23 protein-coding genes and 1 tRNA gene are annotated in these 23,443 nt (G+C 59.4%); 9 read left to right on the top strand and 15 right to left on the bottom strand.

What is annotated here, in order from left to right; genetic code table 11:
* Positions 1 to 19 precede the first annotated feature (19 nt).
* From ABM428_RS08665 to ABM428_RS08615, 11 genes are all read right to left on the bottom strand, one after another.
* Positions 20 to 96, bottom strand: a tRNA-Arg gene (locus ABM428_RS08665).
* Positions 97 to 154: 58 nt separating this feature from the next.
* Positions 155 to 1,375: a cysteine desulfurase gene (locus tag ABM428_RS08660; protein ID WP_132997184.1), complete on the bottom strand. Its 1,221-nt coding sequence runs from the start codon at positions 1,373 to 1,375 to the stop codon at positions 155 to 157.
* Complete coding sequence (locus tag ABM428_RS08655; RefSeq protein WP_132996679.1) at positions 1,368 to 1,967, bottom strand: Yip1 family protein; 600 nt, start codon at positions 1,965 to 1,967, stop codon at positions 1,368 to 1,370. Before ABM428_RS08655 ends, ABM428_RS08660 begins: the two co-directional genes overlap by 8 nt.
* Complete coding sequence (locus tag ABM428_RS08650) at positions 1,964 to 2,449, bottom strand: YIP1 family protein (RefSeq protein ID WP_132996680.1); 486 nt, start codon at positions 2,447 to 2,449, stop codon at positions 1,964 to 1,966. Before ABM428_RS08650 ends, ABM428_RS08655 begins: the two co-directional genes overlap by 4 nt.
* Positions 2,449 to 3,732, bottom strand: coding sequence for a Fe-S cluster assembly protein SufD (gene sufD / locus ABM428_RS08645; protein ID WP_132996681.1), 1,284 nt, complete (start codon positions 3,730 to 3,732; stop codon positions 2,449 to 2,451). The genes ABM428_RS08650 and sufD overlap by 1 nt, the downstream gene beginning before the upstream one ends.
* On the bottom strand, positions 3,732 to 4,487 hold the full coding sequence (sufC, locus tag ABM428_RS08640; protein WP_005853235.1) for a Fe-S cluster assembly ATPase SufC: 756 nt from the start codon (positions 4,485 to 4,487) through the stop codon (positions 3,732 to 3,734). Before sufC ends, sufD begins: the two co-directional genes overlap by 1 nt.
* Before the next feature lie 91 nt (positions 4,488 to 4,578).
* A complete protein-coding gene (locus tag ABM428_RS08635) occupies positions 4,579 to 5,385 on the bottom strand; it encodes a polysaccharide pyruvyl transferase family protein (protein ID WP_353627853.1) in 807 nt (268 codons plus the stop codon).
* Between the two features lie 31 nt (positions 5,386 to 5,416).
* A complete protein-coding gene (locus ABM428_RS08630; RefSeq protein ID WP_037944148.1) occupies positions 5,417 to 5,608 on the bottom strand; it encodes a hypothetical protein in 192 nt (63 codons plus the stop codon).
* A 5-nt stretch (positions 5,609 to 5,613) separates the two neighbouring features.
* Positions 5,614 to 7,152 carry a Fe-S cluster assembly protein SufB gene (gene sufB, locus ABM428_RS08625; RefSeq protein ID WP_132996683.1) on the bottom strand — a complete coding sequence of 513 codons (1,539 nt, stop codon included), beginning with the start codon at positions 7,150 to 7,152 and terminating at the stop codon, positions 5,614 to 5,616.
* Positions 7,153 to 7,181: 29 nt separating this feature from the next.
* A complete protein-coding gene (locus ABM428_RS08620) occupies positions 7,182 to 8,306 on the bottom strand; it encodes an aminotransferase class V-fold PLP-dependent enzyme (RefSeq protein ID WP_342579907.1) in 1,125 nt (374 codons plus the stop codon).
* A gap of 51 nt (positions 8,307 to 8,357) precedes the next feature.
* Complete coding sequence (locus ABM428_RS08615; protein ID WP_132996685.1) at positions 8,358 to 8,828, bottom strand: Rrf2 family transcriptional regulator; 471 nt, start codon at positions 8,826 to 8,828, stop codon at positions 8,358 to 8,360.
* Positions 8,829 to 9,001: 173 nt separating this feature from the next.
* Between ABM428_RS08615 and ABM428_RS08610 the strand changes: the two genes are divergently transcribed.
* From ABM428_RS08610 to typA, 8 genes are all read left to right on the top strand, one after another.
* Complete coding sequence (locus ABM428_RS08610) at positions 9,002 to 9,655, top strand: alpha/beta hydrolase (protein ID WP_005853224.1); 654 nt, start codon at positions 9,002 to 9,004, stop codon at positions 9,653 to 9,655.
* A complete protein-coding gene (locus ABM428_RS08605; protein WP_005853222.1) occupies positions 9,655 to 9,888 on the top strand; it encodes a hypothetical protein in 234 nt (77 codons plus the stop codon). The genes ABM428_RS08610 and ABM428_RS08605 overlap by 1 nt, the downstream gene beginning before the upstream one ends.
* 3 nt (positions 9,889 to 9,891) lie before the next feature.
* Positions 9,892 to 10,473, top strand: coding sequence for an HD family hydrolase (locus tag ABM428_RS08600; protein WP_132996686.1), 582 nt, complete (start codon positions 9,892 to 9,894; stop codon positions 10,471 to 10,473).
* A gap of 173 nt (positions 10,474 to 10,646) precedes the next feature.
* A complete protein-coding gene (locus ABM428_RS08595) occupies positions 10,647 to 11,864 on the top strand; it encodes an NADP-dependent isocitrate dehydrogenase (protein WP_353627852.1) in 1,218 nt (405 codons plus the stop codon).
* A 147-nt stretch (positions 11,865 to 12,011) separates the two neighbouring features.
* Positions 12,012 to 12,620, top strand: a complete 609-nt coding sequence (locus tag ABM428_RS08590; RefSeq protein ID WP_005853215.1) for a YitT family protein — start codon at positions 12,012 to 12,014, stop codon at positions 12,618 to 12,620.
* A gap of 92 nt (positions 12,621 to 12,712) precedes the next feature.
* Entirely contained in the window at positions 12,713 to 13,042 is a 330-nt protein-coding gene (locus tag ABM428_RS08585) for a multidrug efflux SMR transporter (RefSeq protein WP_005853213.1), read from the top strand.
* Between the two features lie 114 nt (positions 13,043 to 13,156).
* Positions 13,157 to 14,029, top strand: coding sequence for a mechanosensitive ion channel family protein (locus tag ABM428_RS08580; RefSeq protein WP_243251808.1), 873 nt, complete (start codon positions 13,157 to 13,159; stop codon positions 14,027 to 14,029).
* A gap of 104 nt (positions 14,030 to 14,133) precedes the next feature.
* On the top strand, positions 14,134 to 15,951 hold the full coding sequence (gene typA, locus ABM428_RS08575; protein WP_074635017.1) for a translational GTPase TypA: 1,818 nt from the start codon (positions 14,134 to 14,136) through the stop codon (positions 15,949 to 15,951).
* A 179-nt stretch (positions 15,952 to 16,130) separates the two neighbouring features.
* On the opposite strand, the gene ABM428_RS08570 is transcribed toward typA, so the two are convergent.
* The 3 genes from ABM428_RS08570 to recA all read right to left on the bottom strand — a co-directional run bounded on the left by ABM428_RS08570 (position 16,131) and on the right by recA (position 20,287).
* Positions 16,131 to 16,418 (bottom strand): DUF1330 domain-containing protein, encoded by a 288-nt coding sequence (locus tag ABM428_RS08570; protein WP_009826907.1) that lies wholly within the window; start codon positions 16,416 to 16,418, stop codon positions 16,131 to 16,133.
* Between the two features lie 3 nt (positions 16,419 to 16,421).
* Positions 16,422 to 19,082, bottom strand: coding sequence for an alanine--tRNA ligase (gene alaS / locus ABM428_RS08565; protein ID WP_353627851.1), 2,661 nt, complete (start codon positions 19,080 to 19,082; stop codon positions 16,422 to 16,424).
* A gap of 134 nt (positions 19,083 to 19,216) precedes the next feature.
* A complete protein-coding gene (gene recA / locus ABM428_RS08560) occupies positions 19,217 to 20,287 on the bottom strand; it encodes a recombinase RecA (protein ID WP_005853202.1) in 1,071 nt (356 codons plus the stop codon).
* A gap of 206 nt (positions 20,288 to 20,493) precedes the next feature.
* Between recA and ABM428_RS08555 the strand changes: the two genes are divergently transcribed.
* Positions 20,494 to 21,087, top strand: coding sequence for a gamma-glutamyl kinase (locus tag ABM428_RS08555; RefSeq protein ID WP_289080448.1), 594 nt, complete (start codon positions 20,494 to 20,496; stop codon positions 21,085 to 21,087).
* 12 nt (positions 21,088 to 21,099) lie between these two features.
* Here ABM428_RS08555 and ABM428_RS08550 read toward each other — a convergent pair whose 3' ends face one another.
* On the bottom strand, positions 21,100 to 23,385 hold the full coding sequence (locus tag ABM428_RS08550) for an ATP-binding protein (RefSeq protein WP_353627850.1): 2,286 nt from the start codon (positions 23,383 to 23,385) through the stop codon (positions 21,100 to 21,102).
* Between the last annotated feature and the right edge of the window lie 58 nt (positions 23,386 to 23,443).

The following is a 23,443-nucleotide window of genomic DNA, read 5'->3' as shown; positions in this document are numbered from 1 at the left end:
TAGCTCATTTAAGGGAAGATGGCGGACCCTAGAGGATTCGAACCTCTGGCCTCTGCCTTCGGAGGGCAGCGCTCTATCCAGCTGAGCTAAGGGTCCATCTAGGGGCGGTATAGCCAGACTACCCGCCCCCTGCAATTACAAAATCAGCCTTGGGTCACGCAAACAAATCATGCGCCAGTTCAAGCGCCTCGATCAGCGTGTCGATCTCGGCATTGGTGTTGTACATCCCGAAGGACGCGCGGCAGGTGGCGGTCTGGCCTAGGTGCTGCATCAGCGGCCCGCAACAATGCTGCCCCGCACGTACCGCCACGCCCTTTTTATCAAGAATGGTAGAGATATCATGCGCATGCGCCGCTCCGTCCAGTGTAAAGCTGAAGATCGCGGCCTTATCCGGCGTGGTGCCCTGAACCTGCACCCAGTTCAGACCCGACAGACGCGACACGGCATAATCGCGCAAGGATGCCTCATGGGCGGCGATATTCTGCATCCCGATGTTCATCATATAATCCAGCGCCACCCCCATGCCGATGGTCTGCACGATGCCGGGGGTGCCCGCCTCGAACTTCATCGGGGCATCGTTATAGGTGATGCCGTCTTTGGTGACCTCGCGGATCATATCGCCGCCACCCAGAAACGGGCGCATCTCGGCCATGCGATCGGGGTTGATATAGATCGCGCCGGACCCCGAGGGACCATAAAGCTTGTGACCCGTGATCGCGTAGAAATCGCAGCCGATATCCTGCACGTCCACAGGCATGTGCACCGCCGCCTGCGACCCGTCAACCAAGACGGGCACGCCTTTGGCATGGGCCCCTGCGGTGATCGCCTTGATGTCCACCACCGTGCCCAGAACATTCGACACCTGCGTCACGGCAATGAGCTTGGTCTTGGGGGTGATGGCGTCAATCACGGCTTGCGGATCAAGCGCGCCAGAGGCGTCCACATCGACCCATTTGATCACGACGCCCTGACGCTCGCGCAGGAAATGCCACGGCACGATATTGGCGTGATGTTCCATCACCGACAGGATGATCTCGTCCCCTGCCTGCAGGTTCGGCATGGCCCAACCGTAAGCGACCAGATTGATCCCCTCTGTCGTGCCGGAGGTAAAGACGATGTGATCCTCGTTTCCGGCATTCAGGAACCGTGCCACAGTGCCGCGCACGGATTCATACTGATCGGTTGCCAGATTAGAAAGATAGTGCAAGCCGCGGTGAACATTGGAATATTCATGGCTGTACGAGCGGCTGATCGCATCAATCACGACCTGCGGCTTTTGAGCCGAGGCCCCATTGTCGAGATAGACCAGCGGCTTGCCGTTCACCTCGCGCGACAGGATCGGAAAGTCGCTGCGGATGGTGTTTACGTCATACATCAAGAAGCACTCCTTGGGCGGCAACGCCCACGATAGAGAGAAGCAGGCTAAGCCCCAGAACGATGGCCGCCATAGAAATCAGCAAAACGCCGACAGCCTTGCCCAGTCCGGTAAAGTTGAAGGCGGCGGCGATGAAGTTGACCAATATCCAAAGCCCGATAAGGCCCGTCGCCAAAGATGCCAGCACCGACACCCCCGGAGAGACGAACATCAGCAGGAAAATCGCCACCTGCGCGATGATGCGTAGGATCTGCAAGAACACCACCAGGGCCAGCACATCGCCAAGGTCGCCTTCGCCCCCAAGCGCACGCCCGGCCCAGTAAAGCCCGTGGGTCGTGATCACCAGGACGCCCGAGAGCAGGACAAACATCGCCAGCGGACTGGTAAAGAACGCAGGCATCGCGGGCGTCGGTTGCAGCACCAGACTGACCGAGAAGATCAACGTATTGATCGCCGCCGCCAGCGCCAGCGCGGTCCACAGCACGTCCCGCCCTAGGCGCCACCCCATGATCTGGTTCGCGGCGGCACGCGGGTCGCGCAGGCTAAGCACGACCAGCTCGGTCAGAACCGATCTTGTATCAGGGGCATTCATGAGCGTGTCCGATATGCGACCAGCAACCCGCTGATCCAAAACCATAAAAACACGCAAAGCCAGACCAGACCGACGATGCGCAATTCGATCCCTTCGCCGACGAACCCCGCCGTCAGACCGTGCAATAGCACAAGCGGGCTGGACGCCAGCAAGGCCCAGAACAGCGCCAGCCGCGTGCTATAGCCGCTGGGGCGACCGCGCATCACCTTGAGGATGATCTGCGTCCCCGCCGCCAGCATGTAGAAAATCAGCGGCGCGATGAACAGCCATGCCAGCAGGGTCGCCCCCAGCAGCATGTCAAGCTCGGTGCCGTTGACATGGGCTTCGCGGGCCAGACGCGGGGTCTGGGCCACGAAAAAGATGAGACACGCGACCATCAGATAGACCAGGTTGCGATCCTCCCGCGGGCCCTGCCCCAACAACCGCCGCACAACGGCGGCGGGGTTGCGGTAGCTGGCCACGATATCGCGTGTCGCCGCCATCAGGCTGCGTGCCGCTCAAGCCACGCGGCAAGCCGTGCGGTGATCTCTTCGCGCAGGGTCTCGTCCTCGATCTCTTCCACGGCCTCGGCCAGGAAGGACAATGTCAGCAGATCCGTCGCGACGTTGTGCGGCACACCGCGCGAGCGTAGATAGAACAGCGCGTCCTCGTCGATCGCCCCCGAAGTGGAGCCGTGCGAACAGGCCACATCATCGGCGTAGATCTCAAGCTCTGGCTTGGCAAGGAACTGGCTGTCTTCGTCCAGCAGCAACGACTGGCTGATCTGGTAGCCGTCGGTCTTTTGCGCGTCGGCCTTGACCAGGATCTTCCCTTGGAACACACCGGTCGCCCCGTTGCGCAGTACCTTCTTGAACACCTGACGGCTTTCGCAGTTCACCGCGTCATGGGTGATGAACACCGTGTCGTCGTGGTGGAAATCCCCCCCGTCGCCCACACAGGCCCCCGCCACATGGGCGGCAGCATCGTCACCCGTCAGCTCGATCACGCAATCGTTGCGTGTCATCACGCCATTGGCGGTCAGGGTAAAGGATTTGAACGCGGATTCAGTCCCCAAACGGGTAAAGATATGCGTCGCGGCACGTTGTTCGTGATCGCGGCCTTGGGCGCGCACATGGTGGAAAGACGCGTTATCCGCGACTTCAACCTCAAGCACACCGTTAAAGCGCGCGGCGACGGGGCCGTTCTCCAGCAGCGTGAATTCAGCGCCGGCGTCCAGCTTGACGACGTGGTGCAGCATGACATCCGCTGTCTCGGAGGTCCGGCGATAGACGATATTCACCGGCTTCGAAACTTTGTCTGTTACATGGATCAACACACCATCCGCGGCAAAAGCCGTGTTCAGCGCCGCCAAGGGCCGTGCCACAGGCGTCTGGCCGTTCTTTTCCAGCGTCCCGTAAAGATCACGCGCCCAATGCAGATCGGCATCCGCCTGGGCCAGCCGTTCGATGGTGATGCCCTCAAGCGCCAGATCGTCCGACGCATCGGCATCAAACACACCGTCGACGAACACCAGCTTCAGCCGGTCGATCTGATCAAACAGGGCCACGTCTTCGGACGCGCGCACCGCGGCAGAGACAGCCTGCGGCTGGGTCAGCGTATCGGGGCGGGTGTATTTCCAGTATTCGTCACGACGCTCGGGCAGACCTGCCTGTTGCAGACGGGACAACGCATCCTTGCGCGCCGCATTGGACCAGCCCCCTTGGGGCAGGTCCAACGTGGCGATCAACGCCTCGGTCGGGGTTTGTTGTGTCGCTGCTTCGGCCATTACGCCACCTCGGACAGGATGTCGGCATACCCGTTGTTCTCGACTTCCAGCGCCAGCTCGGGGCCGCCGGTCTTGATGATGCGGCCATCTGCCATGATGTGCACCACATCGGGTTTGATGTGGTCCAGCAGACGTTGGTAGTGGGTGATCACAAGGAAACCACGGCCTTCGGTGCGCAGCGCGTTCACGCCGTCAGCAACCAGTTTCATCGCATCGACGTCCAGACCGGAGTCCGTTTCGTCGAGGATGCACATTTTCGGCTCAAGCATCGCCATCTGCAAGATCTCGTTACGCTTCTTCTCACCACCCGAGAAGCCCATGTTCACGGGGCGCTTCAGCATGTCAGCGTCGATCTTCAGCTCTTTGGCGCGGGCGCGCACAACCTTGAGGAATTCCGCGGCAGACATCTCTTCTTCGCCACGGGCCTTGCGCTGCGCATTCACAGCGGTGCGCAAGAAAGTCATGTTGCCAACGCCGGGGATTTCAACGGGGTACTGAAAGGCGAGGAACAGGCCAGCGGCCGCGCGCTCTTCCGGCTCAAGGTCCAGCAGGTCGATGTCACCCAGATGGGCGGAACCTTCGGTGACCTCGTAGCCGTCTTTGCCCGACAGCACATAGGACAGGGTGGATTTACCGGACCCGTTCGGCCCCATGATCGCGTGGACCTTACCGGCTTCGACTTCCAGATCGACACCCTTCAGGATTTGCTTGTCTTCTTCTTCCAGTTTGACCTTCAGGCCTTTGATGCTCAGCATGATGGGTTCCTTTTCTTGCGCTTTGGCGCTGCAATGACAGTGAATTGAGTGAATGAAAACCCCGTCGAGGGGCCGTCATCGGTGTAAGATTTCATGCCGCCCTCCCCGCCTGTAAGGCTTTGGGAAAACGGGCATAAAGAGCGGTGCGGCAGGCATCTATGCCCGCCTGATAGGAAAGCGGTGACAGCGGGTCGGGCAGAACCGCCGTCGGGATGTCCTCGACGTTGATCGGGGCCCGCAGGGGCCGGCCGACCGAGGCCGCGTAATCCAGATATTTCAAGCGCGACTGCCCGATCGGGGCCAGCCAGCTGTTGGGCACGCCGTAGGCATCGGCCACGATCAACCCGTGCAGGGAAGACGCAAACACATGATCACACGCAGCAATCGCCGCGCAGACATCCTGCGCTTGCCCGCGCGGGTCAATCAGCTGATACCGCGCGTCACTGGCGATCAGAGCCTGCAACACAGGGTCATCCACCAGCGAATGATGCGGCACGATGCCGATCTTGCCATTGGGCGCGCGGTCCTGCGGCCACACGGCGTTGATCAACAGACCGGGATCGCCAAACTCTGACAGCTCCAACCCCAGCAGCGCGGCAGTGATCGGCCCACGGACCAGAGCGATATCGACATGATCGACAAACCCCGTCCCCTGCACCGGATGCAACAGGCCCGCCCCCCAGATCACCGGGCGGTGATCCTGCGGCTCGCTGAAGTTGCGCTTGACCACCTGCAAAAGCGACCCGATGGCCCAGACCTCCGCCTTGCGCACACCGGCATGTTCCACAGGCCGGCCCGCGACATGGGCGAGCACCACAGGGCTGATGGCGTCCCCGAAATTCGGGACCGCCTTCCACCAGTGCAGGCGCAAGGGAGTGGTATCCGCCGATGCCTGCATCAGAGCGCTGCGCCTTTGGTCCCTACGGTGATCATTCGCCATCCCCCTTGCGCAGCACCAATAGGGCCACACGGATCGCAGCGTAGATCATCGCAAAGATCAGCATCTGGAAGAACGTGTTCTCGAAGGCGACGCGCGTCAGCCCGCCCCCGCGAAACAGCGCCATCAGCACCCAGAAAACGAGCGCGGCAATGGTCACGTCCCATGTCAGCTTGCGCATCATCGTGATTACCCCACGGACCCTTCAAGCGAGATCGCAACCAGCGCCTGCGCTTCCATCGCGAACTCCATCGGCAGCGCCTGAAGCACGTCTTTACAAAAGCCGTTCACGACCAGGGCAACCGCCTCTTCCTCGTCCATGCCACGCGAACGGCAGTAGAACAGCTGATCGTCGTCTACCTTTGATGTGGTCGCCTCGTGCTCCACCCGGCTGCTGTTATTCTTGACCTCGATGTAAGGCACCGTGTGGGCCCCGCATTTGTCGCCGATCAACAAGCTGTCGCACTGGGTATAGTTGCGCGATTCCTTGGCTTTGGGGTGCATGGTCACCAAGCCGCGATAGGTGTTCTGCGCCTTGCCCGCCGAAATCCCCTTGGACACGATGCGCGATTTGGTGCGCTTGCCCAGGTGGATCATCTTAGTGCCGGTGTCGGCCTGTTGCATGTTATTGGCGATAGCAATGGAATAGAACTCACCCTGGCTGTCGTCGCCGCGCAGAATGCAGGACGGGTATTTCCACGTCACGGCAGAGCCGGTTTCGACCTGCGTCCACATCACCTTGGCACGGTCGCCACGGCAATCTGCACGCTTGGTCACAAAGTTGTAGATCCCGCCCTTGCCGTCTTCGTCACCGGGGTACCAGTTCTGAACGGTCGAATATTTCACCTCGGCGTCTTCCTCGATGATGATTTCAACCACCGCGGCGTGCAGCTGGCTCTCGTCGCGCTGCGGCGCGGTACAGCCTTCAAGGTAGGACACATAGGACCCCTTGTCGGCGATGATCAGCGTGCGTTCAAACTGACCGGTGTTTTCGGCGTTGATACGGAAATAGGTCGACAGCTCCATCGGACAGCGCACGCCCGGTGGCACGTAAACGAACGACCCATCGGAAAAGACGGCCGAGTTCAGCGTCGCATAGAAGTTGTCATTCACCGGCACGACCGAACCAAGGTATTTCTTGACCAACTCGGGGTGTTCGCGGATCGCCTCGGAGATAGAGCAGAAGATCACACCCGCCTTTTTCAGCTCGTCCTGGAAGGTGGTGCCGACCGAAACAGAGTCAAAAACCGCATCCACAGCCACCTTGCGGGGCTCGTCGCCAATCTTCTCTGCGCCTTCGACGCCTGCCAGAATCGCCTGCTCTTTCAAAGGGATACCCAGCTTCTTGTAGGTCTCCAGCAGCTTGGGATCGACGTCATCCAGGCTCTTGGGTTTTTCCGCCATCGATTTCGGACGCGCATAGTAATACTGCTGCTGAAAGTCGATTTCCGGATAGTCGACCATCGCCCAGTTCGGCTCTTTCTTGGTCAGCCAGCGTTCATAGGCCGCCAGACGCCATTCCAGCATCCATTCGGGTTCGTCGTTCTTCTCCGAGATCAGCTTGACGATATCGGCGTTCAGACCCAAGGGGGCATAGTCCATCTCGATATCTGTGGACCACCCGTATTTATAGGCACCGCCGACTTCGCGCACGGCATCCACGGTTTCCTGATCAACGCCTTCTTTAACGCCGGTGTTCGGGTCGTCCTTGACCAAAGTGCTATCCATGCTTTTCATCCTTCAACTGGCGGTGCGCATCAAGCGGCCCGCGCCTCGTGTTTCTTCAATTTCGCGGTCCAGGCGTCTGCAAAACGCAAGACCTGTTCTTCTGTGGTGTCCGGCCCAAGCGATACGCGCACGGCACAGGATGCCTCAGCGTCGTCAAACCCCATCGCCGTCAACACCCGGCTTGTCGCCACCTTACCGCTAGAGCACGCAGACCCCGCGCTGATCGCAAAGCCCGCAAGGTCCATCTGCATCACCTGCGTCTCACCACGCCACCCGGGTGTGATAAAGCAAGAGGTGTTCGGCAAACGCGCCACGTCTTTCCCAACAAAAATAGTCTTCTTTGACGCAGCCTCAAGAGCCTTCTCTAGAACATTTCTAAGTTCTGCAACCCGTTCCCATACGCCATCCGCCAAATCCTGGGCTGCGGCAGCACACGCAGCCCCAAAACCGGCAATGCCGATGACGTTCTCTGTCCCCGCACGACGGCCCAATTCCTGCCCGCCCCCGCGCAACATCGGCTGCATCAATCCGGGCGTATATTCCGGCCCCGCGATCAGCGCACCGATGCCCTTGGGACCGCCCAGCTTATGCGCCGAGACAGCCAATGACGCATGACGACCCACATCCGAGCGCCAGCGCCCCAGATCCGGCAATTTACCCGCCGCTTGCACCGCGTCACGGAACACGCTTGCGGGCGACGCGCCCAAACGCGCCAGCTCGTCCAACAGGCTTTCCGGCTGCAACACCCCTGTCTCGCTATTGGCACGTTGCAAAAACAGTGTTTTGCCCGCCAAGGCTCCGTCCGGCAGCGCGTTCAAATCCACGTGACCATTGCGATCCACAGGCAATTGCTCGGCCTCCGGGCACCAGATGCGTACTGCTTCATGCTCCACGGCTGCACCGGTCACATTGCCCGCGTCCTGCACCACACCCGCAATCGCCTCGGTGGCACCGCTCGTGAAAATCACCTCCGACACATCGCAGCCGACCAAAGCTGCCACCTGCCCGCGTGCTTTCTCGACCATCATCTTGGCCGCACGCCCTTCGGCATGGACGCTGGACGGGTTGCCCGCCACATCCATCGCCGCCAGCATGGCCGCGCGCGCCTCTGCCCGCAGGGGCGTGGTCGCGTTATGATCAAGATATACTCTCACATCAGCTTCCAAATGGTCCTAAATCCCAGGGAGTGTGAGGGACAGCGTCCCTCATTCCGCATCCGCCTCGTCCACGATGGCAAAGAGGTTCGGCACCGCCGGACAGGGGGCAAGCTCGTTCGCAACAACATCCGACAGGCGCGTCTGGTGCAGAAAGACATAGACCTGTGCGCTCAGCCCTTCCCACAAACGGTTGGTCAGCGACTGCGCCCGGCTGCCCGATGACCCGCCAGAGGCACCGGCCCCCACATGCATCGCATCGACCTTCTCGTCGACCGCCGCCAGAATATCGACAACGCGAATGTCCGACGCGGGCCGCCCCAAGCGGTAGCCCCCGCCCGGACCACGCACCGAAGACACCAGCTCGGCCCGGCGCAGCTTGACGAAAAGCTGCTCTAGGTACGGCAGGGAAATGGACTGACGCGTCGCGATATCGCCCAGATTGACCAGACGATCCGCAGGCTGAAGCGCTATATCGGCCAAAGCGACCATCGCATACCGCCCCTTGGTTGACAGCTTCATCGCAGTGTTCCCTTCCCCATAAGCGCCTGTTTGATTGACGACGACGCCTGAAATGCCTAAACGCAAAGTCTGACCCCCAGAAACGGGGATCACACAAGTTAGAACCGTTCTAAACTGCCCTAGCGAATTCGTCAACTATTCCGCTGCACTTAGAACCCCAAGCAGGGACGCTCATGCCCGAGGTTATTTTTCCCGGACCCGAAGGCCGCCTCGAAGGCCGCTACCATCCACAAAAAGAACGCGACGCACCCATCGCCATTCTGCTCCACCCGCACCCACAATTCGGCGGGACGATGAACCATAAGGTCGTGTATAATATGCACTATGCCTTCTACAATATGGGTTTCACCGTTCTGCGCTTCAATTTCCGCGGCGTGGGCCGGAGCCAGGGTGAATACGATCAGGGGGTTGGTGAACTCTCCGATGCGGCGTCGGCGCTGGATTACCTGCAATCGATGAACAACAACTCCAAGCACTGCTGGGTTGCCGGTTTCTCGTTTGGCGCATGGATCGGGATGCAGCTGCTGATGCGCCGCCCCGAGATCACGGGCTTCATCTCTGTCGCACCACCGGCGAATATGTATGACTTCAGCTTCCTCGCACCCTGCCCGGCCTCCGGTCTGGTGATCAACGGGACCGCTGACCGTGTGGCACCACCCGCAGATACCGTGAACCTCGTGAACAAGTTGCACGAGCAGAAAGGCATCACCATCACCCACCAAGAGATCGAGGGTGCCGGCCACTTCTTTGAAGAGCCGCATATGGAGACGTTGATCACCTCTACCACAGACTACGTGAAGCGCCGCCTGACGGAGACAACCCGCTAATGGCGGATCCGACAGTCGTCGAATTGGCCAACCAAATGGCCGAAGAATGTCTGGCGGTCCAACGCGAAACCGGACAGGAGCGGCTTTTTATGGAAGTCGCTGCTGTTCTGGGCGCGTCGTCGCAGACGATGGAAGAAGCCTTTGTCACGGCGATCCGCACGCGGCTTGCCGCCGCACAGGGGCGTGACTTTATGGCCAAGGCGCTTGCCGCTCACCGTGCAAAGGAAAGCTGACGAATGACCACCAGACTTGAGCAGCAGATCGCCTTTCTGAACGAAGCGGACAAGCTCAAGTCGGTCACACGCGGGACGTTGCTTTGTGATGCGTCGCGGGCCGAAAACTCGGCTGAACATAGCTGGCACCTGACGCTTTATGCGCTGGTGCTGGCGGATCAGGCGGGCCCCGATGTCGACATCACCCGCGTGATCAAGATGCTGATCCTGCATGATCTGGTAGAGATTGACGCAGGCGACAACCCGATCTTTGGCAGCTACGACACTGCCGATATGGAAGCGCAGGAACAGCTTGCCGCTGATCGTATTTTTGGCCTCCTTCCCAACGACTTGCGCGATGATCTTCGCGCAACATGGGAAGAGTTCGAAGCCAATGAGACCCCCACAGCCCGCTTTGCGAAATCGCTCGACCGCTTCCAGCCTCCGATGCAGAACCTCGCGGCGGGCGGCGGCAGCTGGGTTGAATACAACGTAACCGAAGCGCAATTCGTGGAAAAAGTGGGCCGCAAAATCCAGACCGGCGCGCCAGGGCTTTGGGAGTTTGCCCGCGCCCGTGTCTCTGCATGGTTTGCCGCGCGGAGCTAACTGCCCGCCCCCTCTACCCATCATCCCCCACCACGCGTGTCACACGCCTGTCGCAGCGCGATGATATGGGCTAAGCTGCGCAACTCTTTTCAGTATACCATTGCATACCGACTAGGCATTCATGCCTGAATAGGCTATGCGGGTATCAGTATCATTTCAAAGGACCGCAGATGATGACCAAGATCAAAGTGGAAAACCCGATCGTTGAGCTCGACGGTGATGAGATGACCCGCATCATGTGGGATTTCATTAAGAAAAAGCTGATCCTTCCCTATCTCGATGTGGATCTGAAATATTACGATCTGGGGATGGAGGTCCGCGACGAGACCAACGACCAGATCACCATAGACGCGGCCCATGCGATCAAGGAATATGGCGTTGGCGTCAAATGCGCGACCATCACTCCTGACGAGGCTCGGGTCGAGGAATTCGGCCTGAAAGAGATGTGGCGCTCCCCCAACGGGACGATCCGTAACATTCTGGGCGGCGTGATTTTCCGCCAGCCGATCATTTGCAAGAACGTCCCCCGCCTTGTGCCCGGCTGGACCAAACCGATTGTCGTGGGCCGTCATGCCTATGGCGACCAGTATAAAGCGACCGATTTCAAATTTCCCGGCAAGGGCAAGCTGACCCTGAAATTCGTCGGCGAGGACGGGACAGAGATTGAACGCGAGCTTTTCGACGCCCCCGACGCCGGTGTCGTGATGGGGATGTACAACCTTGATAAATCCATCATCGACTTCGCCCGCGCCTCGCTGAACTACGGTTTGAACCTTGGCTGGCCGGTGTATCTGAGCACCAAGAACACGATCCTCAAACAGTATGACGGCCGCTTCCTTGAGCTGTTCCAGCATATCTACGAGACCGAGTTCGAAGATAAATTCAAAGCTGCGGGCATTACCTATGAACACCGTCTGATCGACGACATGGTCGCCTGCGCGATGAAGTGGAACGGCGGCTATGTCTGGGCCTGCAAGAACTATGACGGCGACGTGCAGTCAGACACCGTTGCGCAGGGGTTCGGCTCTCTCGGGTTGATGACATCCGTGCTGATGACCCCCGATGGCCAGACGGTCGAGGCTGAAGCTGCCCACGGCACGGTCACCCGCCACTATCGTCAGCACCAGAAGGGCGAGGAAACCTCGACCAACTCCATCGCGTCGATCTACGCATGGACCGGCGGGCTGAAGCACCGCGGCAAGCTGGATTGCAACGCCGAGCTGACACGCTTTGCCGAGACGCTCGAGAAAACCGTGGTGGACACAGTGGAATCGGGCTTCATGACCAAGGACCTCGCGCTGCTGGTCGGCCCCGACCAAGGCTGGCTGACCACAATGGGCTTCCTTGAAAAGGTGGATGAGAACCTGAACAAGGCGCTTGGCGCGCAGTAAGCCGAATGCTTAAAATAAGGGCCATTCCTACCGGGTGGCCCTTTTTCTGTGCACGATCCCCCGCGTGACGTGATGTCATGGGGAAAATTATTATTCTGCACTGCAGCACCCCTAGACAGGTCAACATAGCTGCCCTATCTGGGCGATATGACATATGCTGATCCCCTCCACCATTCTTCGCTAGATGATGTTCAAGGCCTCAGCCTCGGGGTCTTTCTCTGCGGTATCGGAATTTTTGTGCTGACCTCTGCCGGTCTGATCACCGGACAGACGGCGGGCTTGGCGGTGATCATCGCCTATCTGACAGGCTATTCCTTCGGCACGGTCTTCTTCCTCATCAACCTGCCGTTCTATTTCCTTGCGTATAAACGGCTTGGGGCCGAGTTCACGATCAAGTCGCTGATTTCCGTGACCATGCTGTCGGTCGTGACCGAATTCCTGCCCTATGGTTTCGCGATCCAGTCGCTCAGCCCTGCTCTCGCGGCAGTGATCTTTGGCGCGCTGGTGGGTCTGGGGCTGCTGGCGATGTTCCGCCACAACGGGTCGCTTGGCGGCCTTGGGGTGGTGGCCCTGCTGGTGCAGGACACCACGGGGTTCAAAGCCGGATGGGTCCAGCTGATTACCGACGCCGTAATCTTTTCGGTCGCATTGTTCCTGTTTCCAGCCTCTGTCGTGGGCTATTCGCTGCTTGGCGCACTCGTGCTGAACCTGATCATCACCTTTAACCACCGCCGCGACCGCTATATCGCGACCTGATCCACAGGCGTGTAGCACCCAGCCCCGCTCTTGACAGCGGCCCGTGACCGCCTCAGGACTGGGCCGGAAAGCAGCAACGGGGGCGTCAGGATATGCATTACTTTTGGTTGATGATCGCGATCCTGACAGAAACGTTGGGCACCAGCGCTTTGCAAGCCTCGCAACAGTTTACGCGGCTTTGGCCCTCGGTCGGCGTCGTTGTCTGCTATGCGATTTCTTTCTACCTGATGGGGCTGACGCTTAAGGTGATGCCCGTGGGGATCGTCTATGCGATCTGGTCGGGCCTTGGCATCGTCTGCATCGCGGGCATCGGCTATATCGTGTTCGGGCAAAAGCTCGACCTCGCCGCGGTGGTGGGCCTGTCGATGATCATCGGCGGCGTGCTGGTCATCCACCTGTTTTCCCATAGTGCGACCCACTAAGGCGCGCTATCTCGGAACCTGCCGCTGCTTTTAGGCGTTAGCGTGTAACGCAACGACCGAAAGTGCCGCATGTTAGACTCACTAAGCTCCGTTTGGGGCACCCTCCCCGACCCTTTGCGCAATCAGCTAGAAGGCTACGCCATCGGTTTCTGGAGCGTCCTGCCGCAGCTTATCCTGTCGATCGTTTTCCTGTGTTTTCTCTGGGCCATCATCCGCATCGTTCAGGCCGTTGTGCCCGGCGCCCTGCGCCGCGCCCATATGCGGCGGTCGCTTGTCGACGTGATCATGATGCTGATCGTGGTGGGCATGTGGCTCTTCGGGGTGCTGATCGCGGTGACCATCGCCTTCCCCACAATCACCCCCGGCAAGGCGCTGACCGCCCTGGGTGTGGGCGGTGTCGCCATCGGTTTCGCTTTCAAGGATGTATTCGAAAACTTCCTCGCCGGTATCTTGCTGCTGATCCGCGAGCCCTTCGCGGTGGAGGATTACATCGAATGCGAAGGGTTTGAGGGTCAGGTCGAAGAGATCACGATCCGCGATACCCATGTGCGCCAGACCGACGGGCAGCTTGTGGTCGCCCCGAACGCGATGTTCTTCAAGAACCCCGTCACCATCCGTACCGCCCGCGATGTGCGCCGGACCACGGTGATCTGCGGCGTGGCCTACGGCGAGGACGTGGATGCTGCGCGCGAAGTGATCGCCAATGCGGTGCGCGGTGTGGATGCGGTACGCGACGACGTGCGCGACGTCGAGATCTTTGCGCAGGAGTTCGCGGATAGCGCGATCAACTTCGAGGTCACATGGTGGACCGGCTCGCGCCCCATCGACATCCGCAGCAGCCGTGACAAAGTCGTGGCCGCCGTCAAACGCGCGCTGGATGATGCGGGCATCGAGATCCCCTTCCCCTATCGCACGCTGACCTTCAATGAACCGCTGCCCATCGACGACCGCCGCGACAGCACAGAAGACACAGGCACCGGCGGCTAATCGCCTTTAGGGCTAGCTTTCTGATGCCGGGCACGGTAAGCGCTGCGCAAATGCTGCGGTGCGAGAGCGTGCGCGGCCCCCTCCCGTATCAAAGGCATACCCCAATGGACATGCGTAACATCGCAATCATCGCTCACGTTGACCACGGCAAAACGACGCTGGTTGACGAGCTTCTGAAACAATCCGGCACCTACCGCGAAAACCAGGCCACAACCGAACGCGCGATGGACAGCAACGATCTGGAGCGCGAGCGCGGCATCACGATCTTTGCCAAGCCGACCTCTGTCGTCTGGAACAACACACGCATCAACATCGTCGACACGCCCGGCCACGCCGACTTTGGCGGCGAGGTGGAGCGCATCCTGTCGATGGTCGACGGTGTCGTCCTGCTGGTCGACGCGGCTGAAGGCCCGATGCCACAGACCAAATTCGTGACCTCCAAAGCGCTGAAACTGGGCCTGCGCCCGATCGTCGTGCTGAACAAGGTCGACAAGACCGACGCCGAGCCTGACCGCGCACTGGACGAATGTTTCGACCTTTTCGCCAGCCTTGACGCGACAGACGAGCAGCTTGAATTCCCGCATATGTACGCCTCCGGCCGCTCTGGCTGGGCCGATGCAGAGCTGGACGGCCCGCGCAAAGACCTTAGCGCGCTGTTCGAGCTTGTGCTCAAGCATGTGCCTGCGCCCAAGCAGATCGAAAACGCCGACAAGCCCTTCACCATGCTGGCAACCACATTGGGCGGTGACCCCTTCTTGGGCCGTCTGCTGACCGGTCGCGTTGAAACAGGCACGCTGAAAGCCGGCCAAAGCATCAAGGCGATGTCGCGCGACGGCAAACTGATTGAAAACTTCCGCTGCACCAAGATCCTCGCCTTCCGCGGGCTGGAGCAGACGGCCATCGACGTGGCTGAAGCAGGTGACATCGTTTCCATCGCCGGTATGTCCAAGGCAACCGTGGCCGACACGCTGGCCGATACATCGGTGAACGAAGCCATCCCTGCCCAGCCGATCGATCCGCCCACCATCACCGTGACTTTCGGCATCAACGACAGCCCGCTGGCCGGTCGTGACGGCAAGAAAGTTCAGTCCCGCGTGATCCGCGAGCGCCTGATGAAGGAAGCCGAATCCAACGTCGCGATCAAAATCTCCGACACCCCCGGGGGCGACGCCTTCGAGGTTGCCGGTCGTGGCGAATTGCAAATGGGCGTTCTGATCGAGAACATGCGCCGCGAAGGGTTCGAGCTTTCGATCTCGCGCCCGCAGGTTCTGTTCCAGGAGATCGACGGTGTGCGTCACGAGCCCATCGAAGAAGCCACCATCGACGTGGATGACGAATACTCCGGCGCGGTCATCGAAAAGATCACAGGCACCCGTAAGGGCGAGTTGGTCGAGATGAAACCTGCCGGTGCCGGCAAAACCCGCATCATCGCCCATGTCCCGTCGCGCGGGCTGATCGGCTACCACGGTGAATTCCTGACCGACACACGCGGCACAGGCGTCATTAACCGCGTGTTCCATTCCTGGGCACCGCACAAGGGCACGATTCCCGGCCGTCGCGCGGGCGTCCTGATCTCGATGGAGAACGGCACCTCGGTAGCCTTCGCCCTGTGGAACCTTGAAGAACGCGGCAAGATGATGATCGGCGCACAGGCTGACGTCTATACCGGCATGATCATCGGCGAACACAGCCGTGAAAACGATCTTGAGGTGAACCCGCTGAAGGGCAAAAAGCTGACCAACGTCCGCGCCTCGGGCACCGACGAGGCCGTCCGTCTGACCACACCCATGACCCTGAGTCTGGAAGAAGCCATTGCCTATATCGATGACGACGAGCTGGTTGAAGTCACGCCAAACGCAGTCCGTCTGCGCAAGCGCTATCTGGACCCGCACGAGCGGAAACGGATGGCAAAGTCGGCGTAAACAAAGCGACGCTGGACCGGGGCTTTGCCCCGGACCCCAGGATTTTATACCATTTGGAAAGCGGGGCTGGTTTGGCCCTGCTTTTTTATGTCTGGCGAAGTGTGGGGGGAGGTTTGGTGGGGTCAGCGGCCTTTCTTGGCTGCTGACAAGAGCTTGGGTGCGGGCTTGGCCAGCTGGGCTTAGCCGTCGATCTCTACGACCATCAACTCGCGTTCTGACGCGTCTTTGGCGTGGCTCAGCGCCTCTTGGTAGGCGTCGGAGTTGTAGCAATCGACCGCATCCTCGACAGAGGCGAAACGGGCCACAACATTGCGCGGGCGTTCCTTGCCTTCAAGCTGCACGAAGCGGCCACCACGGGCCAGGAAGCTGCCCCCATGCGCCGCGATGGCGGGGCCAGCAAGCTTGGCGTATTTACCGTAGGCGTCCTCGTCAGTAACCGTGACATGTGCAATCCACAAAGCGGGCATCGTTTATCCTTTCAGAACATTTTCGGCTGCGGCAATCGCGGCCTCGGCATTTGCGACATCTTTGGCACCGCCCTGGGCCATTTCAGGACGGCCACCGCCACCCTTGCCGCCCAGTTCGGCAACGACTGTCTTGACGATATCAACCGCCGAGATCGTGGCGGCCAGATCGGCGGTCACACCCGCCGCAACCGCTGCCTTGCCGTCTGCATCAGCGATCAGCAGCACCGCGCCGGACCCGAACTTGGCCTTATGTTCGTCGATCAGCGCGGGAAGATCCTTGCCGGTCACACCGTTGACCACCTGCGCGATGAACTTGATCCCGTTCACCTCGCGCGGGGCCGCGGCACCGGCATCGCCACCGCCCGACATGGCCAGCTCGCGGCGCAGCTGAGCGACCTCATTCGCCAAGGCGCGGCGTTCGTCCAGCAAGGCACGGACGCGATCGGGCACATCCGCGGTCGAGGTCTTGAGCTCTGCCGCGACGCGGGTCAGCGCGGTTTCCTGTGTGCGCAGCCACTTCAGGGCTTCGGTGCCGGTCAGCGCCTCGATCCGGCGGATGCCGGAGCTGCTGGAGCTGTCGCCCAACAACACAAAGGCCCCGATGTCACCGGTCTGGCGCACGTGGGTACCACCGCAGAGTTCCAGCGAATAGGTCTGTTTGTCCGCGCCCTTGCCCGAACCGGCCTCGCGGCCCATAGAAACAACCCGCACCTCGTCGCCATACTTCTCGCCAAAGAGCGCCTGCGCCCCCATCTCGCGCGCGTCATCCGGGGTCATGATCCGGGTTTCCACGGCGGTGTTCTGGCGGATGTAGCTGTTCACCTCTTCCTCGACCGCGGCCAGTTGGTCGGCCGTCATCGGGTGGTTATGGCTATAATCAAAACGCAAACGATCCGCCGCATTCAAAGAGCCGCGCTGCATCACGTGATCTCCCAAGGTCTTGCGCAGCGCCTCGTTCAGCAGGTGTGTGGCGGAGTGGTTCGCACGGATCGAGGTCCGGCGCGCGTGGTCCACATCCAAGACCGCGGCCTGAGAGGTCTTGACTGTGCCCTCTGTCACCTCGCCGATATGGATGAAGACACCCGCGGTCTTGCGCGTGTCGGTCACCGTGACCACGCCACTGTCGGTTTTGATCGTGCCGGTGTCCCCGACCTGACCGCCGCTTTCGGCATAAAACGGTGTCTGGTTCAGCGCGATCTGAACGGCGTCGCCCTGTTTCACCTCGGCCACCTGCGCACCGTCCTGGATCAGCGCAACGATCTGCCCCTCGGCGGTTTCGGTGTCATAGCCCAGAAAATCGGTGGTGCCGGATTTTTCAGCCACATCGAACCAAACGGTCGCATCCGCCGCTTCGCCCGAACCGGACCACGCGGCACGCGCCTTGGCCTTTTGCGCATCCATCGCGGCGTTGAAGCCTTCAAGATCAACCTTGCGGTCCTGTTCGCGCAGGGCATCTTGGGTCAGATCGACCGGGAAGCCGTAGGTGTCATAGAGTTTGAACGCGGCCTCGCCCGGCAGATCGGCACCGGCGGGCAGGCCCTTGAGTTCGTCATCCAGCAGCTTCAGACCGCGGTCCAATGTTTGTTTGAAGCGCGTTTCTTCCAGCAGCAGTGTCTCTGTAATCAGTGACTGCGCCTGCCCCAGCTCGGGGTAGGCCCCGCCCATCTGACGCACCAGTTCGGGCACAAGGCGGTGCATCAACGGGTCTTTCAGCCCCAGCAAATGCGCGTGACGCATCGCCCGGCGCATAATCCGCCGCAACACATAGCCCCGCCCGTCGTTCGACGGCATCACCCCGTCCGCGATCAGGAAGGAGGTCGACCGCAGGTGGTCGGCGATCACGCGGTGGTGCGTCTTGCCCGGGCCATCCGGATCGGTGCTGGAGGCATGGGCGCTCGCCTCGATCAGGTTGCGCATCAGGTCGGTGGCATAGTTGTCGTTCGTGCCCTGCAGCAGCGCTGCGACCCGCTCGATCCCCATGCCCGTGTCGATCGATTGGTTCGGCAGTGCGGTGCGGCTGCCATCCTCGAACTGTTCATACTGCATGAAAACGAGGTTCCAGATCTCGACAAACCGGTCGCCGTCTTCCTCTGGCGATCCGGGAGGGCCGCCCCAGATATGATCCCCGTGGTCGTAAAAAATCTCGGAGCATGGGCCGCAAGGGCCGGTCGGCCCCATCATCCAGAAGTTGTCATCTGTCGCGATGCGAATGATCCGGTCGTCCGGCAGCCCGGCGACTTTCTTCCAGATGTCCGCAGCCTCGTCGTCGGTATGGTAAACGGTCACGTAAAGACGGTTGGGATCAATGCCCAGTTCTTTGGTAATCAGCTCCCATGAAAAGGCGATGGCCTCGGCTTTGAAATAATCGCCAAAGCTGAAATTCCCCAGCATTTCAAAGAAGGTATGGTGGCGCGCTGTATAGCCCACATTGTCAAGGTCATTATGTTTGCCCCCGGCGCGCACGCATTTCTGCGCTGTTGTCGCACGCGAATAATCGCGGGTTTCGACGCCGGTAAACAGGTTTTTGAACTGCACCATGCCGGAGTTCGCGAACATCAGCGTGGGGTCGTTTCGCGGCACCAGCGGGCTGGACGGCTGGATCGAGTGACCCTGCTTTTCAAAATAACCAAGGAAGGTTGATCGGATATCGTTGAGCGTCTTCATATGCGGGGCCTTTCGAGGGGCAAAAACAATTACCTTCGAATACCCTCGCGACAGAGCACTGTCCACAGGCAGCCCCCATGAAAAAAGGCGCGCCCTGGGGGCACGCCTTTTCTAACCACTTGCGGTGCAAGCCTTTACGCTTCGAGAATATCCGCGTCGTCGCTGTCGGAGCCGTCGAAGTCCAGCCCATGGGCCGCGCGGATCTTGTCTTCGATCTCATTTGCCATGGCGGTGTTCTCTTTCAGGAAGGTCTTGGCGTTTTCACGCCCCTGCCCGATCCGCTCATCGCCATAACTGAACCACGATCCCGATTTATCAACCACGCCAGCCTTGACCCCAAGATCCAGCAGCTCGCCCATCTTGGAGATCCCTTCCCCATACATGATGTCGAATTCGACCTGCTTGAATGGTGCGGCCACCTTGTTCTTGACGATCTTGACCCGTGTGGCATTGCCGACCACCTCGTCACGATCCTTGAGCGCGCCAATGCGGCGGATGTCCAGACGCACGGAAGAATAGAATTTCAGCGCGTTCCCACCGGTCGTCGTTTCGGGAGACCCGAACATAACGCCGATTTTCATCCGGATCTGGTTGATGAAAATCACCATGCAGTTCGACCGCGAGATCGAGCCTGTCAGCTTCCGCATTGCCTGGCTCATCAGACGGGCCTGCACCCCGACAGAGCTGTCGCCCATATCGCCTTCCAACTCGGATTTGGGCGTCAAGGCCGCAACGGAGTCGACCACCACCATATTCACCGCACCGGAGCGGACCAACGTATCCGTAATTTCGAGCGCTTGTTCGCCGGTGTCAGGCTGGGAGATCAGCAGCTCGTCGATATCAACGCCCAGTTTGCGCGCGTATTGCGGATCAAGCGCGTGTTCCGCGTCAACAAAGGCACAAACGCCGCCGTTTTTCTGCTGCTCCGCAACACAATGCAGGGTCAATGTGGTCTTACCCGAGGATTCCGGGCCGTAAATCTCGATGATCCGCCCCATGGGCAGACCGCCGATACCAAGTGCGATATCCAGCCCCAACGAACCAGTCGAGCTCGCCTTGATGTCCTGAATGGCCCCTTCGGCCCCCAGCTTCATGATCGACCCTTTGCCGAACTGGCGTTCAATCTGTGCCAGCGCGCTGTCCAAGGCCTTTTGCTTTTCAGCTTGTTTCTTGTTGTCCATAGTCAAAAGATCTGCCGTTGCCATGATAGGTTATCCTCTTACTGTCACAGTGGTCTGCAAGCCGCAATCATCATGCCCCGACCATCTTGATGTTCTTTCTATGTTCCATATGAGATCAAAATGAGAACATTACAATGTATTTGTTTGCCCTTTCATCTATTTATTGAACTGATTAACATTCGGTTGATACGCGAAAATTACTATTCGACTGACGAAAGGTTTTCTTTCAAGTGCTTGTTTTCTTTAAGGAACGCCTTGCGTTTTTGTCGGTTCCAAAAACCGGAACCACAGCCTATGAAACCGCTTTGGCCCCCCGGGCGGATATGGTCATTTCCGAACCGCCCATGCTGAAACATGCGCCGGTCTATCGCTACAACCGGTTTATTCGCCCGATGTTTCTGAAAGTCTGTGACACGGAGCTTGAATTGATGGCCGTCATGCGCGAACCGATCAGTTGGCTGGGCAGTTGGTATCGCTATCGCCAGCGGCCTTTTATGCAGGGCAAGCCCAATGCCACCTTTGATGTGAGTTTTGATGAATTCATCCTTGCCTATATGAAGGGGAAAAAACCAGGATTTGCCGACGTGGGCAGCCAGCTAAACTTTATGGCAGCGCAACCGAACGGAACGGGCATAACCCATTATTTTCGATACGAGAATCAGGATCGGTTAAAAGGTTTTCTTGAACAAAGGCTCGACGTAACGCTTGATCTGAAACAAGAAAACGTGTCCCCCCAAATAGACCTGCATCTTTCCCCGGAGATAGAGCAACGTTTCAAACGCAAATTCGCGGATGAATTTTCGCTTTACGACTCGATCAAGTAACGACCAGCCAGCCTATTGGATCTGACTGTTCACAGTGTTCGTCAGCTCCGTCAGCGAAAACGGTTTAGGCAGGAAAACAGAATTGGGAATCGTCATCTGGGCATCGCCGAAACTATCCTCGGCATAGCCAGAGACAAAGACCACAGGCACCCCCGGTCGTGCTTTCAGCGCCTCGCGTACCCAAGTGGGGCCATCCATCCCCGGCATGATCACGTCGGTCACAAAGACATCAATATTAAGCGCTTGGTCCTCAAGGGTTTTTAGTGCCATCTCGGCCGAGTCGGCTTCTAGAACAGTATAGCCGCGCATGCGCAGCGCGCGGCTGGCAAATGCACGCACCGGTGCTTCGTCTTCGACCAGCAAGACGGTCCCGTCCTCTCTTTTCGATCCGGTCGGGGAAGCGGTTAGTTTCATCGGCGCTGATGCCTCCGCGCCCTTACTATGGCACGGGAAATACAGGGTGAAGGTGGTGCCTTCCCCGATCGTGCTATCGACGAAAATATAGCCCCCCGACTGTTTAACAATACCGTAGGCAGTAGACAGCCCCAGCCCCGTCCCCTCGCCGGTCCGTTTGGTGGTGTAGAAGGGTTCAAACACTTTTTGCAACCGATCCTGCGGGATGCCTTCGCCCTCGTCGGTGACCTGAACAGTTACGTATTTCCCGACGGGCACGGCCACCCGATCACGTGTAAGCGGTTCAGCCAGCTGGGTATTTTCTGTCGTGACTTTGATTTCCCCGCCCATGGGCATCGCATCGCGCGCGTTCACGATCAGGTTCATCAGCACTTGTTCCAACTGCCGTTTATCTGCACGGATAGGTTGCAAGATCGGGTCATGGCTGAGGGTCAGGGTCACCGTTTCACCAACAAGACGATTAAGCAAATGGGTCAGGTCGGCAAGCGTGTCGCGCATATTGACCGTCTCGGGACGGAGCGTCTGCTTGCGTGAAAAGGCGAGCAACTGCCCCACCAAAGCCGCAGCGCGGTTGGCATTCTGGTCGATCTGTACCAGATCGCTGTAATCACGATCGCCCGGGTCATGGCGCAGAAGGAGCAGGTCACAGTGGCCGGAAATAGCGGTGAGCAGATTGTTAAAATCATGGGCAACGCCCCCAGCAAGCTGCCCGATAGCCTGCATTTTTTGACTTTGGGTAAACTGCGCTTCCAGCGATTTAAGCTCGGTCGCGTCATGTAGCACGGCGATAAGCGTGGGCGTGCCGCCTTCGGAAATCAGGCTTAACCTTATCTGGACAAACACTTCCCGATCGCTGCGTTTGAGCCTGAGGAACTCGGGCTTTTGCAGCAATCTCCCTTCCAGCGTGTCTTGCAACCAGTCCGAGATTGATCGCCCCAGCCCCTCCATCACGTCGGCAAGCGACACGCCTTCCGTCAATTCCGCGCCCACCAACTGCTCTGCCGGCGCGTTGAAGGACAAAACCTCGCCGCTCGGGGCGACTTTGATGAGCGGGATCGGCAGGTTTTGAAGCGCGGACCATCCTGCGTCCTGAAACCGGTCGTTTGCATGGGGCAGAAAATACAGTGCGCGGCGGTTGGCCGAGGCTCCGATCTCGGCGACGGTCATGCATATGGGGCCTTTGGCAGTCTGCACGGTGACCATTTCCCCCGAAGCGATGGGGATATCGCCGATGATCTGGTTCAATGCCGTCACGCGCCTGCCGACAAGGCTGCGCGCCGCGGCGTTCATAAACAAAATGACGTTCGAGTTGCTGGCCATGACCATTGGCAACCCGTGGTCGCTCGTGCCAGCGCCGTTTTCGGACGCGTCCCACAAGGTTTCGAGCCGCCAAAATAGATCTTCCCCCACGCGGTGCGCGGACAGGCGCATGGTGCCGTCACGGGTGTTGATGTCTTCTTTCGCAGCGCCCCCTTCCGTCGCTTTGGCCGCGAGCCGAGACGACAGCGCCTCAGGGTCCGCGAAAAGCGGCGCGAGCAGGTCGGCGATTGTGGGCTGTGCCGGACGCAGAAAGGTGGTTAACGCAACGTTGTTCTGCGCAACGATATCGCCTTCCTTGGTGGTAAGCACACAGGGGTTCGGATCATTAGCCATCGTGGTTTTTGCCGCCGCACGCTGCGCGCGTTGCACGCGCTGGCGGCGCAGCGCGACCACAAAGTTAACCAAGACAGCAAGGCCGACAGTGGCGCTGGCGGCCTGTAGAACGATGGCCAGAGAGCGCGCTGGAGCGATTGAACCAAGGATGGCGGCGAAGATAACAAAGGCTGATAGAACCAGCCAACGCTTACCAAAGACGATCTGACGAGCCGCACTTTCTTGAGCCAACACTTTCCCCCTAAATCATGAAACCGAGTTCATTTAGACTTAGGAGGGTTAATGTGCT

The sequence above is a fragment of the Sulfitobacter sp. TCYB15 genome, assembly GCF_040435955.1.
GTDB lineage: Bacteria > Pseudomonadota > Alphaproteobacteria > Rhodobacterales > Rhodobacteraceae > Sulfitobacter > Sulfitobacter pontiacus.
Note: the sequence above shows the minus strand (reverse complement) of the source record. Positions and strands in the feature narration are given on the sequence as shown.